Below are 15,212 nucleotides of genomic sequence, written 5' to 3'. Positions count from 1 at the left end.
GCCGCCATCCTTCTCCATCGCCACCCGGCGCGGGGCCCGCTCGACCCGCCACGCCGGCACCTCGACGCCACCAACCGACTTCCGGCCGTCGGACGGGCTCAGCCGCCGAGCGGAAAGTCCCGGCGCGGCTGCCAGCGGGCGTCGCCGCTGTGCGAGAAGAGGGTGAACTTCTCGACCTTGAACAGTGCGGAGAAGTCGGCCAGGTCCTCGTAGACCCGGTCCAGCGCCTCCGGCGTGACGTCCTGGGCGACCGTGACGTGCGGATGGTAGGGAAAACGGCTCTCCCGGCGCAGCTCGGGCGCCCGGCCGATCGCCGCCGCGAGCAGCTCGCACTCGCTGATCCCGGCCGCCACCACCACGAAGACCACCTCGGTGATCGGCCGGAAGGTGCCGGTGCCGCGCAGGTGCAGCAGGTAGGGCCGGTGCCTGGCCGCCACCTCGGCCAGGTGCCGCTCCACCTCCGGCAGGCTCGCCAGGGGTACGTCGGTCGGCCCGAGCAGCGTCAGATGCGCCGGCACGTACGCGGCCTGCGGGTCGCCGGCCTCCGCCCGCCGCCGGGTGAGGAACTCACACCACGGCTCCGGCACATCGACGGCGACCCCGATCCGGGTCATCGGAGTTCCCGGATCCTGCGATCCGTCCGTGACAACCACACTCCGCTCCACTCACCCGCCGGCCGGCAGCGCGCCGCCCGGCGACCACGTCCCGGTACCCCGGCGGTCTGAGGTCCCCGCCGGGAGGTCCGGCGGGCTCAGCCGTTCCGCGTACCGGGCAGGAACCCCACCCGGTCGTACGCCTCGCGCAGCGTTGCCGAGGCGACCGCGCGGGCCTTCTCGGCACCGATCGCCAGCAGCTTGTCGAGCTGCGCCGGGTCGTCGAGGTAGCCCTGGGTGCGCTGCTGGATCGGCCGGACGAACTCCGCCACCACCTCGGCCAGGTCCTTCTTGAGATCCCCGTAGCCCTTGCCCGCGTACGCCTCGACCAGCTCGTCGATGCTCCGGTCGGTCAGCGCGGAATAGATGACCAGCAGGTTGGAGACCCCCGGCTTCCGCTCCGGGTCGAAGAGGATGTCCCGCCCGGTGTCGGTCACCGCCGACCTGATCTTCTTGGCCGACTTCGCCGGGTCGTCCAGCAGCATGATGATCCCGGCCGGCGATGAGGACGACTTCGACATCTTGGCCGTCGGGTCCTGCAGGTCGGTGATCTTCGCGGTGTCCTTGACGATGTACGGCGCCGGCACGGTGAACGTCCGGCCGAACCGGGTGTTGAAGCGCTGTGCCAGGTCGCGGGTCAGCTCCAGGTGCTGCCGCTGGTCCTCGCCGACCGGTACGGCGTCGGCCTGGTAGAGCAGGATGTCGGCGGCCTGCAGGATCGGATAGGTGAAGAGCCCGACGCTGGACCGGTCGGCGCCCTGCTTGACCGACTTGTCCTTGAACTGGGTCATCCGGCTCGCCTCGCCGAACCCGGTGATGCAGCTCATCACCCAGGCGAGCTGGGCGTGCTCCGGCACCTGGGACTGGACGAAGAGGGTGGTCCGCTCCGGGTCCAGCCCGACCGCGAAGAGCTGGGCCGCCGCGACCCGGGTGGAGTGCCGCAGCGCGACCGGGTCGTGCCCGGCCGTGATCGCGTGCAGGTCGACCACGCTGTAGAAGGTGTCGTGCGTCTCCTGCATCGCCACCCAGTTGCGTACCGCACCCAGGTAGTTGCCCACGTGGAACGAGTCGGCCGTCGGCTGGATCCCGGAGAGCACCCGGGGCCGGGCAGGAGCGTCGGACATGCCGGCAATTCTGACAGCAACCATGGGAGCGTGTCCGCACGCCCCCGTGCCATTCCGCCCCGGTCACACCGGCCAGCCGCCGAGCTGTCCGGCGGAAAGCCGGGAACCGGCCGCGACGGTGCGGACTCGTACCCTGAAACCGGAGTCGGTCGGCGGCTCCGCCGCATCCGGGTGCGGCGTACCGCCCGGCCGGGAGGGACAGCGCTTGGCACGGGATCGGGGCGGACGCTCCTCCGGCGGCGGGCAGGGCGCGGTGGACGAGGCGATGGGCGAGCTGTACCACGCCTGCTACCGACGACTGGTCGCGCAGGTCTACGCGTTCACCACGGACCTGACCGAGGCGCAGGACGTGGTGCAGGAGGCGTTCGCCCGGGCGATCGCCCGGCCGCAGGGGCTGGCCGACGTCGACAACCCCGAGGCGTGGCTGCGTACGGTCGCGGTCAACGTCGTACGGCGGCGCTGGCGGCGACGCCAACTGCTGGACACCATCCTGCTGCGGGACCGTCCGGTGGCCCGACTGGTCGAGGCCGCTCCCGGCCCCGAGCGGACCGACCTGCGGGAGGCCCTGGCCGGCCTGCCGGTCAGCTATCGGGAGGTGATCGTGCTGCACTACTTCGCCGACCTGCCGGTCGAGGAGATCTCGTCCGTGCTCGGGGTGCCGACCGGCACGGTGAAGTCCCGGCTGTCCCGGGGACGTACGGCGCTCGCCGCCCGACTCGGCGACTACCAGGGCACCGGCGGACCGGCGGGATCGGACGCGGGATCGGAACCGGCGCCGGGATCGGGAGCGGCGCCGGGATCGGAACCGGCGCCGGGATCGGAACCGGCGCCGGGATCGGGTGCGCAGGGCCGGCCGGACCCGGCGGCCGACAGCACGGACCGGCGCGCCGACACGGCGAACCCGCCGGCCGGTCGGCCGGATGCGACGGCCGCCAGGACGGAACCACCGGCCCGGGTGCGGCCGGCGGTGCGACGGGGGTGAGAGATGCCTGACCCAGACCTCTCCGGCCCGGACCTCGACACCCGGCTGGCACGCGGCCGGGCGGCGCTGCTGGACAGCATCGACCAGCCGCCCCTGGCCCGGATCCGGGACCGCGCGGCGACCCGGCGCCGTCGCCGGCACGCGACCGGCGCGGCCGGTGGCGCCGCCCTGCTCGGCCTGGCGGTCGTGGCGACCGTGGCGCTCCAGCCGTGGACGGCCGACGGCACCCCTCCGACCCCGCCGCCGGTGGCGGACGTACCGCCCGGCGGCCCGGTCTACACCGGGGCCGGGATCACGATCAACGGGCTCACCACCTCCGCCGTCGCGCACGTGCCGGGGACGATCAGCGACGTCGAGTTCGTCGACCCCGACCACGGGTACCTTTTGGCCCGCTGCGGGGCCGCCGAGCCCTGCCCGGCCAACCTGGCCCGTACCGGCGACGGCGGCGCGAGCTGGCAGTACAGCGAACTGCCGGCCAGCAGCGCCGGAGAGCGGGACCTGGAGCTGGCCGCCTTCCCCGACGGACGGCTGCTGGTCAGCCACCCCGGCGGGGCGTACGCCTCCACCGACGAGGGCCGGAGCTGGCGGGAGGTCGACACCGGGGACGGGACCGGCCAGGTTCCGGCGGTTCGAGGCGACCTGCTCCGGGCCGGACCGGGCGGCGGGCGGTGCGACCTCGACGTGGAGGTGTGGCGGCCGGAGCGGGCCCGGGCCGGTGTCCCGGCGGCCACACCCGCTCTCGACGTCTGCTGGGTGGCACCGGCGGCCGGCGCCGACGGGGCCTGGTGGGTGGGCGGCTTCCGGGACGGCCGCGCCTCGGTGGCGATGACCCGGGACCGGGGCGCCAACTGGCGCACCGTCGACCTGCCCGGCGCCACCCCCGCGGCCGGTACCGTCGAGGTGGCCAGCCTGGGCAGCCAGGCGTACGCGGCGGTGCTCGGCGCCGACCGGGCCCTGCTGGCCCTCTACCACTCCGCCGACGGTGGCGAGACCTTCACCCGGAGCCGGGCCGGCGGGTCGAGCCTGCCGGCCGGGCTCGCCGGTGCGCTGGTCCCGCTGCTGGACGGCCGGCTGCTGGTGACCGGCACCGACCGGCAGCTCTACCTGAGCACCGACGACGGGGTGACCTTCCAGCCGGCCGGCGGGAGCCTGCCGCCGCTCGCAAGGCTGGAGCGGACCGTCGCCGGCTACGTCGCATACGACCTCTTCGGTTCCGGCTGGGCGGCCTACTCGGCCGACGGTGCCACCTGGCGCAAACTCCAGATCATCTGACCGGCCCCGGTCCGGGCATCACCGGGGCCGCGCGTCAGCGCAGGTCGGCCGAGCCGGGCGAGGGCGCGGCGGCCTCTCCGGCCTCCCGCTCACTGTGCTCCTCGCCGCGCACCTCGCTGTGCCCGTCGCCGCGCACCTCGCCGCGTCCGTCGCCGCGCACCTCGCCGTGTCCGTCGGTACGCGCGGCCGGCACGCTGGGCCGCTGCTGCTCCGGGAGCCGGGCCACCGAGATGCCGACCCGGGCCACCCGGCGGCCCTCGACCGCCAGCACCCGCAGCAGCCAGCCGTCCGGGTCGGAGCCGTGGTCCGGGTCGGAGCCGTTGCGGTGCCCGCCCGCCGAGCGGCCCGAACCGCCCCCGTTGCCGGACCCGCCTGGTTCGGCCACGCCCGGCACCGATACCTCGTCGCCGCAGACCGGCAGCCGGCCGAGGGCGGCCATCACGAATCCGCCGACCGTCTCGTACGGGCCGGGTGGCAGGGCGAAGCCGACCCGTTCGGCGAAGTCGGCGAGGTTGAGCCGGCCGTCCACCTCGGTCGGCCCGCCGGTCGGCACCGGGTCGGGCGCGCTGTCGTACTCGTCGTGGATCTCGCCGACCAGCTCCTCGATCAGGTCCTCCAGGGTGACGATCCCGGCCGTGCCGCCGTACTCGTCGATCACGACCGCGAGGTGGTGCCGCTCGCGGCGCATCTCGGTCAGCGCCGCCAGCACCCGCTTGCTGCCCGGGATCTTCTTCACCTCCCGGGTCAGGTCCCCGATCGTGGTGCAGACGTCGTCGTCCGGGCGGAGCAGCACGTCGCGCAGGTGCACGAAGCCGACCACGTCGTCGGAGGTGCCGTCGACCACCGGGTACCGGGTGTGGGTCTCGACCCGGACGAGTTGGGCCGCGTCCTTCAGCGGCAGTCCGGCGGCCAGGAAGACCACCTCGGTCCGGGGCATCATCACCTCCCGGACCAGGCTGGCGCCGGCCACGAGCACCTCGTCGATGATCCGCCGTTCGACCGGGTCGAGCCGGGTGTTCGCGGCGACCAGGTCGCGGAGTTCGGCCTCGCTGATCTGCTCCCGCCCCGCCGTCGGGCTGGCCCCGAGCAGCGCGGTGACCAGTCGGGTCGAGCCGTCCGCCGCCCGTACGATGATCCGGGCCAGGGCCCGCGCGAGTGGACCCGGTTGCCGTTTAGGACGCCCCGGCGATCGTCGCCGGGGCCCGGTACTGCCGCCGTCCCGCATGCCAAGGATGGTAGACACCGGAGGTGCCCGATGTGGGCACCTCCGGGCCCGCGTCATCCCACCGGTCGATGTTCGACTCTGTGCAGAATTGGCAGAACATGGTGGAATGCTGAGGGCGCGCGCCTCGGCGCCGAACACGAGGCCGATCCGGAATCGTCTGCGGAGTCGGCCCGGCATCCGTCGTACCGAAGCAGAAAGGGCACAGGCGTGAAACTGCTCGTCACCGGAGGTGCCGGTTACGTCGGCAGCGTCGTCACCCGGCTGCTGCTGGACGCCGGACACGACGTGGTGGTCCTCGACGACCTGCGTACCGGGCACGCCGAGGCACTGGCCTCGGAAGCCACCTTCGTCCGGGCCGACATCGCCGACGTCGCCACTGTGCTCACCCCCGACGCAGGCTTCGACGGGGTACTGCACTTCGCCGCGCTGATCGCGGCCGGGGAGTCGATGGTCAAGCCGGAGCTGTACTGGAAGGTCAACACGGTCGGCTCACTGGCGCTGCTCGACGCCGCCCGGCTCGCGCGGGTACCCCGGTTCGTCTTCTCCTCCACCGCCGCCGTCTACGGCAACCCGACCGAGACGCCGATCAAGGAGACCAGCACCCCGCTGCCGACCAGCACGTACGGCGCCACCAAGCTCGCCGTCGACCTGGCGCTCACCTCGATGGCCACCGCGCACGGGCTGGCGGCGGTGTCGCTGCGCTACTTCAACGTCGCCGGGGCGTACCTGCGGGACGGCGTGGCGCTCGGCGAGCGGCACGAGCCGGAGACGCACCTGATCCCGATCGCCCTCCAGGTGGCCGCCGGCCGCCGGGACAAGCTGCAACTCTTCGGCGACGACTACCCGACCGAGGACGGCACCTGCGTCCGGGACTACATCCACGTCGAGGACCTGGCCCGGGCACACCTGCTCGCCCTCGACGCCGCCAAGCCCGGCGCGCACCAGGTCTTCAACCTCGGCAACGGCTGCGGCTTCTCCAACCGGCAGGTGGTGGAGGCGGTCCGCGAGGTGACCGGGCACCCGGTACCGGTCGAGACCGCACCGCGCCGCCCCGGCGACCCGGCCGCGCTGGTCGCCTCCGCCGAACGGGCCCGGACCGACCTCGGCTGGACCCCGGCCAAGCCGGCTCTGCCGGAGATCGTCGCCGACGCCTGGACGTTCTACCGGGAGCAGATCCTCGGCGGAGCGGCGTCGTGACCGGCCGTTCCGACACCGGCCACCGGCCGGCCGCGACGAACCACCCGGACCGGCCGGTCGGGCCGGTCGCCGACCGCGCCACCGCCGGCTTCTCCACCGAGTACGGCGGCGAGCGTCCCGCCGGAGTCTGGGCCGCACCCGGGCGGGTCAACCTGATCGGCGAACACACCGACTACAACGACGGCTTCGTGCTGCCGTTCGCGCTGCCGCAGCGCACCGTCGTCGCGGCAGCACCCGAGCAGGGGCGACGCTGGACGGTCTGGTCCGAGCAGGCCGGTGAACGGATCTCGTTCGGCCGGGCCGACGCCGCCGAACCGGGCCGGGTCACCGGCTGGGCGGCGTACGTCGCCGGGGTCGTCTGGGCGCTGCGCGAGGCCGGACACGACGTACCGGTGGCCCGGCTCGCCATCGCCTCCGACGTACCGCTCGGGGCCGGACTCTCCTCCTCGGCGGCGCTGGAGTCCGCCGTACTCACCGCCCTGGCCGACCTCGGCGAACTGGAGCTGCCGCTGGCCGACCGGCCGGCGCTGGCGCAGCGGGCCGAGAACGACTACGCCGGGGTGCCGTGCGGGATCATGGACCAGTCCGCGTCGCTGCGCTGCCGGCCGGGGCACGCGCTCTTCCTGGACTGCCGGACACTCGCCGTCGAGCAGGTACCGTTCGACCTCGACGCCGCCGGGCTCGCCATCCTGGTCGTCGACAGCAACGCGCCGCACCGGCACGTCGGCGGCGAGTACGCCGCCCGCCGCGCCGCCTGCGAGTCCGCCGCCGCCGCGCTGGGCGTGCCGGCGCTGCGGGACATCTCCGTCGACCGGCTCGACGCCGCACTCGCCCGGCTCGACGACGAGACGGTACGCCGCCGGGTCCGGCACGTGGTCACCGAGAACCAGCGGGTACTGGAGACCGTCGAGCTGCTCCGCGCCGGCCGGCTCGCCGAGATCGGGCCGCTGCTGACCGCCTCGCACGCCTCGATGCGGGACGACTTCGAGATCACCGTCCCGGAGGTGGACACCGCGGTCGAGGCGGCCCTGACCGCCGGGGCGTACGGTGCCCGGATGACCGGGGGCGGGTTCGGCGGCTGCGTACTCGCCCTGGTCGACGCGGCAGCCGCCGAGACGGTGGCGTCGAGGGTCGCCGAGGCGTACGCCGAGCGTGGCTTCCGGGCCCCGTCCAGCTTCACCGTCACCCCGGGGGCCGGAGCCGAACGGATCGACTGACGATGCCGGACCCCCGCCTTGGTGGTTCAGGCTTGGCGGTCACGTTCCCAGGCGGCATGGTCCGCCTCGATCCGCTGCCACACCGCCCGCAACCGCTCCTCCGGTACGTCGTCGAGCGGCAGGTGGAACACCTCCCGCAGCAGGGCGCGCCATTCGGCGTACCCGGAAAGCTGCCGGACCGTCGCGGGGCCGGCCACCGGCCGTTCGGAGAGCATCCGACCACGGATGATCCGGACACCGGCCGGGGTCCGGTGCTGCACCGTCACCACCCGCACCATCCCGGACGTCGGCGAGGTGGAGATCTCGATGTGCTTGTCCAGCAGGTCGGTCGGCCCGGTCGCGGTGGTCGGAAAATCCATCCCGACGAACGCGCCGCCGGGCTCGTGGTCGAACCGCCAGCCGCCCGGCACCGAGTCCGACGGCCGCAACCGGAACCGGTCGTCCGGACCGAACGCCCCGGCGACCAGCGGCACCGGGTCGAGCGGGCCGTGGCCCAGTCCGGTGTCCAGCCACCAGCCCTGGCCGTCGAGGACGGTGGTCAGCGCGAGATGGTTGCCGCTGTCCCCGGCCGGGTCGCCCGGCTGGCCCTGCACGCCGGCCCGGTGCCAGGTCACCGGGTAGCCGAGCGTGGTCAACAGCGCCGAGAAGGCCCCGTTGAGCTGGTAGCAGTAGCCGCCCCGCCCCGCCACCAGGTGACCGGCCGCCTCGACCGGGTCCATCCCCCGCCGCTCCCCCAGCGCGATCCAGACGGTTTCGTACGGCACCCGCTCGACGTGCGCGGCATGCAGCCGGTGCAACTGCGCCACCGAGGGCCGCTCCGCCCGCTCGGCCGCCGGGTCGAGCCCCAGCCGGCGCAGGTAGGCGGTGGCGACCTCGTCGTCGAGCGCCGGCGGTCGCCAGATATCCACTCCTGTCGATATAGAGCCGATCACCGCGTCAGCTTAGCCAGGGGTACCGACAACAACGGTTCGCCTGCTCAGGTGATGACGGATCGGCTGGCTCGCCCGGCACCCACCACCTCACGCACCGCGCGGCTCCGCTCGTACGGGAGCCCCGCCAGACCCGAACCGGTCCAGCGGACCTTCACCGATCACAGCGTCGCGGGCGGCGAACAGAAGAGATGCTGTGGCCCGTTCAGCGGGTACTTCCCGCGACCGTCGGCAGCGGGTTTCGGCGCGGCGGCCTCGCTCTGGAGTACGGCGCCGAGGCAGAAGACCACCTCACGGACCGGCTCCGGCAGCTTGACCGTGGCGACGTAGGGGCGACGACCTTCCAGTGGCAGCGGGACGGAGAACTCCTCGCTGACCTCCTCGCCGGGCGGGACGACCATGCCCTCGACGGTGCCGACCGCGTCGGCGTTCACCCCGGGCGGGATCGCGAAGGTGCGCTTGGCCAGCTCCACCGTGCCGTCCTCCCGGGCGGTCACATAGACGTCGTAGGCGTGCGAGGCGGCGTCCCCTTCCACCCCGACATAGGCGACGATCGGCTCCGCGCCCTGGTTGCGCAGCGTGTAGCGGATCTCCAGGGCCTCCGCCCGAGGCGTAACCGTGGCGTCGAAGCTCGCCGTCGGCTTGGCGCCGCTCGGGCTCCACTCCGGCTCGAAATCCACGTAGGCGTCCGCGCCGCAGCCGGCCAGCGCGACAACGCCGAGCGCCGCCGCACCGCCGGCAAGAAGCAACTTCTTGATCAAGAGTACGACGTCCTTCTCGGCCAGCCCATCTCGTCCCGGAAAGCATTTTCGGTGTAACTGTAGGGGTGGTCGGGGTCGATCTGGCCGGGCGTGTTCGGGTCGTCGTCCTCGTCGATCGGCAGACCGACGGCCTCCCGTTCGTCGTTCTCGACCCCGACATCGCCCGGCCCCTCGTGGGTACCCGGCGCGGACGTGTTGTTCCCGTAGTCGTAGACGTGCGCGAACTCGTGGAACAGCCCCGCGACCGGCGGACGCTCGTCCGACGACGAGAGCCGGCTCGGGTTGTAGGTGACCTCGTAATCCTCCCCCAGATGCCAGTTCGTGGTGTACGAGGCGGTGTTGGACTCGGCTTCGACGATGACGAGCGGATTCCCCTGGTACGCGATGTCGCCGAGCACCGGCCAGTCGGCGGCGATCGCGGCCGAGTCGTTTCGGATGTCGTCCAGCTCGGCGAGCATCTGCTGCCCGATCGGCGAGGCCCGCATCATGTCGAGGTCGGCGCGGACCCGCTCCTGGAACTCGTCCGACCCCCGGATCTGGATGTACTCCGCCGCGTCGCTCACCTCGACCCGCACGTCCTGGCGTACCCCGGTCACCTGGTCCTCGTCCTGCCGGTAGGCGGTGTCGGCCCCGCCGCCGCCCGTGACCGTGTCGCGGCCGTGCCCGGCGTAGATCCTGTCGTCGCCGGAACCGCCGTCGAGCCGGTCGTTGTCCCGGCCGCCGGAGACGACGTCCCGACCCGCGCCGCCGTGCACGGTGTCATCGCCGGTCGCGCCTTCGAGGTAGTCCTCACCCTCGCCGCCAGCGATGTTGTCGTTGCCGGAGAGCCCGTAGACGACGTCGTTGCCGCGCCCACCGGCCAGCAGGTCGTCGCCGCCCTGGCCGTCGGCGTAGTCGCGGCCGGAGCCGGCCGAGGCGTAGTCGTTCCCGGCACCGCCGTACACCTTGTCGTCGCCGTGCAGGCCGATGATCCGCTCGTTGCCGTCCCCACCGCGCAGCGTGTCGTTGCCCTCGCCGCCGAGCAGGGTGAGGCTCAGATCGGCGCCCTTGGGCACCTCGACGACGTCATTGCCGTCCCCGGCGCGGATCGTCACCGGCGTACCCTCGGGGTAGTGGTACTTGACGCCGTTGACCTCGACGACCACCTGTCCGGTGTCCGGGTCCCGGGTCACCTTGACGTTGTCGTCGCCGGGGCCGGTGTTCACCACGGCCCGCCCGTCGACCATCAGCACCGAGACGCCGGTCGCCTCCGGCGGCAGCGTGAACGGGTCGGTCGTACCGGCGGAGACGGTGTCCCACTGCGTCGAGATGGCGTCCCACTCCGCTGTGGAGAAGCCGCTCAGCTTTCCCTTCAGAGCGTCGTCAAGCTCCTTGCGCAGGTTGCTGGCCCGGTTGGTCGCCTCGCTGACCTGGGTGGCCTGCGCGGGCTGGTTCCACCGGAAGACGATCTGTCCGCCCGAACGCCGGCTCGGCACGGCGCCCATGATCTGCTCGCGCTCGCCGTCGAGCGCGTTCTGATACCACCGCAGCAGCTCCGCCACGCCCTCCAGCGCCGAGGCGAGCCGGTCGGCCTGGCCGCCCATCGCGTCGAGGCTGCCGAACACCTTCGACTGGTGCTGACCGAACGAGTCGCGAGCCGCTCCCGCCCACTCCGAGCCCAGCAACTTCCGGCTGTCCGCGTCCAGGTCGTCGCCGACCGCGACGCTCGCCTTGCCGAAGCGCCGCCACGCCGACGCGGCAGTTTCGATCCGGCCCGGGTTGGCCTGAAGGTCCCAGAGCGCGGCGTCGACCCGGATCTCCCGATCCTCCGGCGGGATGCCCATCGACGCGTCCTCTCCTAGATCGGGATGTTGGGATGTTCACGGCGATGCCGCTCGGCCGCCCGCTCGTCGGCCTGCCGGTAGGCGAAGGCGACCTGGAGCAGGCTCTCGTTGTCGACCTCCAGCACGCCGATGACGCGCTCGACGGCCGTACCGGCGCTGCCCGCCACGGTGTTGTAGGCGTCGTTGAGCTGGCCGGCCGGGCTGACCTGGCCGAAGTCGGCCGGCGAGATCACGGCGTCGGCGCGCACCGCACGCAGCGCGGACGCGAGTTCGGTGGAGTTGTCCAGATAGGACTGGGCGACCCTGGCGATCTCGACCGGATCGGCACGCACCTCTTCCCCCATGCCTGCCCACGCTACCGCTGGGCTGCCAGCGCGCAGGCTCAGAAGTTCGACTAATACCTTTCGGAAGAAGTTGCTCGGCTCGCTGGCACCGATGCCGGGGCACAGACCGGCCATGACCGCTTCATGGGGTACGCACCCAGCCAATCACCGGGTTGAGCCTCCAGGGCCAGTACGCTCCGCCCTTGCCGGAATGCTTCGACACCGAGGACGGCCTGGTAGGCGCCTTCCTGCTATGCGAGCTGAACCACTTCAGCCAGGGGGATGGGCTGGACGACGAGCCAATCGAGCTGGTCGACCTGCTGGCCGGTCCGTCCACCGTCTACCGCGCACCGGCGACCCGGGCCGGCCTGGAACAGGAATCAGTCAGGAGATCGATGCCGAGAACGCACCTGGGACACCGCCGATGGAGACCATCCTGATCGGAGGGTCCGAGTACGAGCAGGTTATCCACAGGTTCCCGACTGTAGGGTGACGAGGCGGTCGCGCTTCGTGCTATAACCTCCGAGGCAATTTCACCTGTAATCGGGGGTAACGGGATCATGGAGACAACCGATCCGGGATGGCCACCGGAGTATCACCGCGGTGACGCCAGCCACGTCGACGCCGGCCCAGGTAGGGGGCTTGGCGCGCCCTCCTCACCTGGTGCCTTCGCGGAGGAGGACGACCGTGCCCAAATCCGGTAGGGACCTGGGGGTGGACCTCTACGAGCTATGGGTCGCCGGGGACAGGATGCTGCCGGAGGTGGCCCAGCAGTTCGCCGAGGCGGGAAAGCGCTTCGGCCAAACAGAGTCGGGGGACGGCTACTTCTCCCGTCCAGCCGAGATCGGCGGTGGCGGCTATGGTCCCGCGCAGCGGGCCTTCGCCGAGTTGCGGATGACGATGTCCGCGATCTTCCGGGACAGTCAGAGCAACCTGGAGCTTGCTGGGCAGGCCCTCAAGATGGCCGCCGAGAACTATGCCACTTCGGACCAGGCAGCTGTAGACCAGTTCAACGCGATGAAAGACGATGTTGGGCAGGGACGCTTCTGATGGCCTACACCTACGAGAACCTTGCCGCTGGCGCGGAGGCGTTGCGCCAGGCGGCCATCAAGACTGCCTGCGAACAGGCAGCGATCCCTCCTCGGCAGGAGGACCAGTCCGGCCAGCAAAAGCTGGACGTCAGCGCTATCGAGGCGGCGTTCGCCGGCGTACCGGCGATGTTCTATCCCTTCCTTGATATGCCGAGGCCGGACAACTTCGACAGCATTTTCCTTGATCTACGGGCCAGCGCTACGATCCTGATGACAACCCAGAACTTGCCGCAACCGGACCTCGAGCTCACTGCACCGAACAACAACAAGTTCTCCGGGGTGACCACGGTAGGCGACAACCTGGCGAGCTGGAGTGGCGCGGCAGCGCGTGAGTTCAAATCGCAATATCTCGACAAGCTTCCCGCTCAGCAGGCCAGCCAGTTCAACGCTGTCGTGACCTGCATGAAGCTCATCCAGCAGGAAAAGGCCATCTGGACGGAGGCTCGCAAGAACGTCGCGGAGATCGTCAACCAGGCAATCGATGTCCTGGAGAACATGCCGAGGCGGTGCAGCAAGGACAACTGGACGGTGGCGTTCACAGTGGTCGCTGCGGTAGCGGGCATCGCTGCCGTGCCACTTGGCGTTGCCACCGCCGGCACCGGCGTCCTCGTCGGTCTCGCCGTGGTTGACAAAGTAGCCGGGGGTGCCTCCCTTTTTATGGAGGACGACCCGCCGGAAAACCGGCGCTTCGCGGCATCGACGGCGGATGGCGTGATCCGTGAGGTCGATCGCGGCCTGAAGGAGCTGATCGCGCGAATCGTTGAGCAGGAAGGCAAGATCGCGACAGTGTTCAGCGGCGCCAACTCGGTGGTCCGCGACGAACGGCAGTCGTTCGTGCCGAAGCAGCCGCTGCTCGCGAAGGCAACCCCGGAAAACATCACCGAACAGGACTTCCTGGGCTTCTCGAGCTAGCAGGACGGAAAGAGTCATGGGCGAAATGGCGGACCGGATCAACGCCATCCACGTGCACGCCTCAGCGCCAGGTGGAGGGGTGCACGGCGAGGTACGCGGGCACAACGGCGTCGAGATCTACTTCTCGTCCGGCTACTACGAGCAGGCAAACGAGCGACAGCTCGAGCGACAACTCGAAGGCCTGGCCCGACTGTTGTGGACGGCCCGAGAGCGCGCCCACCGGGCGAGCATGGCAGAGTTCAACATCTACCCCGACGAATCCATTTCGTCGTATGAAGACGAGCGGTTTCACGAGGAGCGCGCACAGGTGGTCGCCATCGGTCGGTCGGACGATGACCGGATCGTGGTCTCCGTGCGCGGGATGCAGGAGTGGCGGATCCAGCTCGCTGCCGGGACGCTCCAGGCGCTCGACGAGCGCTCCTTCCTCGCCGGGCTGCAAGTCGCCGTGACCCGGCTGATCAGCGATCAGCTCCAGCAGGTCAACCAACTGAAGGTGCGGGTGTACCAGTGAGGCGCCGGACGATCCTACTCGCCAGCACGCTCGTAGTCGTGTTGCTGGTGGCGGCGGGTGTGTGGTGGGCACTGCGGCCGGACGACTCCCCGGAGACCGCAGCCTGCCCATACCCGGTGGTCTCCAGCGGAGTGACCTCGGCGAAGCCGGACGACGACAACCGGACGACGATCGCAGCACCGTCGAGCGGCGCCGTCACGGTGACCGAGACCGGCTTCACGCAGATCGCGAACAAGGGCGAGGTCAGCATGGGCGCCGTCGTCGAAAATACTAGCTCCCAAGTGGCATACCGGACTCGAGTGATCTTCGGTGCCTTCGACGCGAACGGCAAGTACGCACTGGGCGAATCCGGGCGGTTCAACTACTTTTTCGAGATCCCCATCATCCGGCCGGGCGAACGTTCGGTGATCGGCACCTACGCGTTCTTGGACCCGGCCAGCTTCACCCGGACCGGTATCTGGATAACCGTTGCCCGGGCAAGTCTGCAACTGGTCCAAACCCAATGGATTCGAGAAGCGGACACGGAGACGTTTCCGACGGTCACCGCCCGACTCAACCCCGAGAAGCCACCGATGGCGGGCGACGGGGATGTCATTGTGCACCTCGTGGCGAATTCCAACGCCTGCCGTGAACTCGGCGGTCGGGGCAAGATGATGGTATTCCGCGACGCGGCCGGATCGGTGGTCGGCGGAGCGTACCATCCTATGCCGAATTCCGAGGTATGTGCGGCCGGCGACTTTACTACCCGGGCGCAGGCGCTTGGCGGCAGGCTGCCGGAGGCAGATCTGGCTCGTACCGAACTCAGCGTCTACTGTGATCTGACTCCGAGTAGCTACCTGCCAGCAGGCCCAACCCAGCCCGTCAATTGACCGGGCTGGCAGCGGTCACCCAGCCGATTTGAGGATGCTGGATGTTCAACGTGACGCGGCCTGATCGGGTACGCGCACGGCCGGCTCTACCACCGCAAGTCACTCCGCCAAGGGAGTATTCGTCACCCGGGCCAACGCCAGCCGGGGGGAGCCGGAAGTAACGGTCCTGGCTGCGGTCACCGTACTGCGCCATGAAGTGGTCGAGCCGGCGGCTGGCCCGCTCGACGCTGGCTCGTTCCGCCTTGGCTGAGTTGCGCTCCCGGCCGCCCACGCGCTCGGGTTACCGGTCAGTGGGCTCGATAGCTGGCTCGTCCGACCGTCCG

The 15,212-nt window shown here is 71.1% G+C and carries 16 protein-coding genes; 9 read left to right on the top strand and 7 right to left on the bottom strand.

Annotated elements, in window-relative coordinates:
• Positions 1-98: 98 nt before the first annotated feature.
• Together C6W10_RS09530 and trpS are read right to left on the bottom strand one after the other, a co-directional pair.
• Entirely contained in the window at positions 99-614 is a 516-nt protein-coding gene (locus tag C6W10_RS09530) for a 2'-5' RNA ligase family protein (protein WP_107257759.1), read from the bottom strand.
• Between the two features lie 137 nt (positions 615-751).
• Complete coding sequence (gene trpS / locus C6W10_RS09525; RefSeq protein WP_107257758.1) at positions 752-1,777, bottom strand: tryptophan--tRNA ligase; 1,026 nt, start codon at positions 1,775-1,777, stop codon at positions 752-754.
• Between the two features lie 205 nt (positions 1,778-1,982).
• Here trpS and C6W10_RS38460 point away from each other — a divergent pair, with 205 nt between their 5' ends.
• The gene (locus tag C6W10_RS38460) at positions 1,983-2,759 is read left to right on the top strand and encodes an RNA polymerase sigma factor (protein WP_234361680.1); all 777 of its coding nucleotides are present in this window, start codon (positions 1,983-1,985) and stop codon (positions 2,757-2,759) included.
• Between the two features lie 3 nt (positions 2,760-2,762).
• The gene (locus C6W10_RS09515) at positions 2,763-4,031 is read left to right on the top strand and encodes a sialidase family protein (protein ID WP_107257757.1); all 1,269 of its coding nucleotides are present in this window, start codon (positions 2,763-2,765) and stop codon (positions 4,029-4,031) included.
• A gap of 34 nt (positions 4,032-4,065) precedes the next feature.
• On the opposite strand, the gene C6W10_RS09510 is transcribed toward C6W10_RS09515, so the two are convergent.
• Positions 4,066-5,256: a hemolysin family protein gene (locus tag C6W10_RS09510; RefSeq protein WP_107257756.1), complete on the bottom strand. Its 1,191-nt coding sequence runs from the start codon at positions 5,254-5,256 to the stop codon at positions 4,066-4,068.
• Positions 5,257-5,463: 207 nt separating this feature from the next.
• Here C6W10_RS09510 and galE point away from each other — a divergent pair, with 207 nt between their 5' ends.
• Together galE and galK are read left to right on the top strand one after the other, a co-directional pair.
• The gene (galE, locus tag C6W10_RS09505) at positions 5,464-6,453 is read left to right on the top strand and encodes a UDP-glucose 4-epimerase GalE (RefSeq protein WP_107257755.1); all 990 of its coding nucleotides are present in this window, start codon (positions 5,464-5,466) and stop codon (positions 6,451-6,453) included.
• Positions 6,450-7,670, top strand: coding sequence for a galactokinase (galK, locus tag C6W10_RS09500; RefSeq protein WP_107257754.1), 1,221 nt, complete (start codon positions 6,450-6,452; stop codon positions 7,668-7,670). The genes galE and galK overlap by 4 nt, the downstream gene beginning before the upstream one ends.
• 26 nt (positions 7,671-7,696) lie before the next feature.
• Here galK and C6W10_RS09495 read toward each other — a convergent pair whose 3' ends face one another.
• From C6W10_RS09495 to C6W10_RS09480, 4 genes are all read right to left on the bottom strand, one after another.
• Positions 7,697-8,578: an arylamine N-acetyltransferase gene (locus C6W10_RS09495; RefSeq protein ID WP_199853901.1), complete on the bottom strand. Its 882-nt coding sequence runs from the start codon at positions 8,576-8,578 to the stop codon at positions 7,697-7,699.
• A 182-nt stretch (positions 8,579-8,760) separates the two neighbouring features.
• On the bottom strand, positions 8,761-9,360 hold the full coding sequence (locus C6W10_RS09490) for a hypothetical protein (protein WP_107257753.1): 600 nt from the start codon (positions 9,358-9,360) through the stop codon (positions 8,761-8,763).
• Positions 9,357-11,183 carry a M91 family zinc metallopeptidase gene (locus tag C6W10_RS09485; protein WP_107257752.1) on the bottom strand — a complete coding sequence of 609 codons (1,827 nt, stop codon included), beginning with the start codon at positions 11,181-11,183 and terminating at the stop codon, positions 9,357-9,359. Before C6W10_RS09485 ends, C6W10_RS09490 begins: the two co-directional genes overlap by 4 nt.
• A gap of 14 nt (positions 11,184-11,197) precedes the next feature.
• Positions 11,198-11,527, bottom strand: a complete 330-nt coding sequence (locus tag C6W10_RS09480; RefSeq protein WP_107257751.1) for a hypothetical protein — start codon at positions 11,525-11,527, stop codon at positions 11,198-11,200.
• A gap of 182 nt (positions 11,528-11,709) precedes the next feature.
• On the opposite strand from C6W10_RS09480, the gene C6W10_RS09475 reads away from it, so the two are divergent.
• The 5 genes from C6W10_RS09475 to C6W10_RS09455 all read left to right on the top strand — a co-directional run bounded on the left by C6W10_RS09475 (position 11,710) and on the right by C6W10_RS09455 (position 14,889).
• Positions 11,710-11,946 (top strand): hypothetical protein, encoded by a 237-nt coding sequence (locus C6W10_RS09475; protein ID WP_159104528.1) that lies wholly within the window; start codon positions 11,710-11,712, stop codon positions 11,944-11,946.
• Between the two features lie 274 nt (positions 11,947-12,220).
• Positions 12,221-12,556 (top strand): hypothetical protein, encoded by a 336-nt coding sequence (locus C6W10_RS09470; RefSeq protein ID WP_107257749.1) that lies wholly within the window; start codon positions 12,221-12,223, stop codon positions 12,554-12,556.
• Entirely contained in the window at positions 12,556-13,509 is a 954-nt protein-coding gene (locus tag C6W10_RS09465; RefSeq protein ID WP_107257748.1) for a hypothetical protein, read from the top strand. The genes C6W10_RS09470 and C6W10_RS09465 overlap by 1 nt, the downstream gene beginning before the upstream one ends.
• Before the next feature lie 16 nt (positions 13,510-13,525).
• Positions 13,526-14,020, top strand: coding sequence for a hypothetical protein (locus C6W10_RS09460; protein ID WP_107257747.1), 495 nt, complete (start codon positions 13,526-13,528; stop codon positions 14,018-14,020).
• Between the two features lie 38 nt (positions 14,021-14,058).
• Entirely contained in the window at positions 14,059-14,889 is an 831-nt protein-coding gene (locus C6W10_RS09455) for a hypothetical protein (protein WP_159104527.1), read from the top strand.
• The last annotated feature ends 323 nt before the right edge of the window (positions 14,890-15,212 follow it).

Origin of the sequence: Plantactinospora sp. BB1, from assembly GCF_003030385.1 — a bacterium.
GTDB lineage: Bacteria > Actinomycetota > Actinomycetes > Mycobacteriales > Micromonosporaceae > Plantactinospora.
This window is presented reverse-complemented; position numbering and strand designations above follow the sequence as displayed.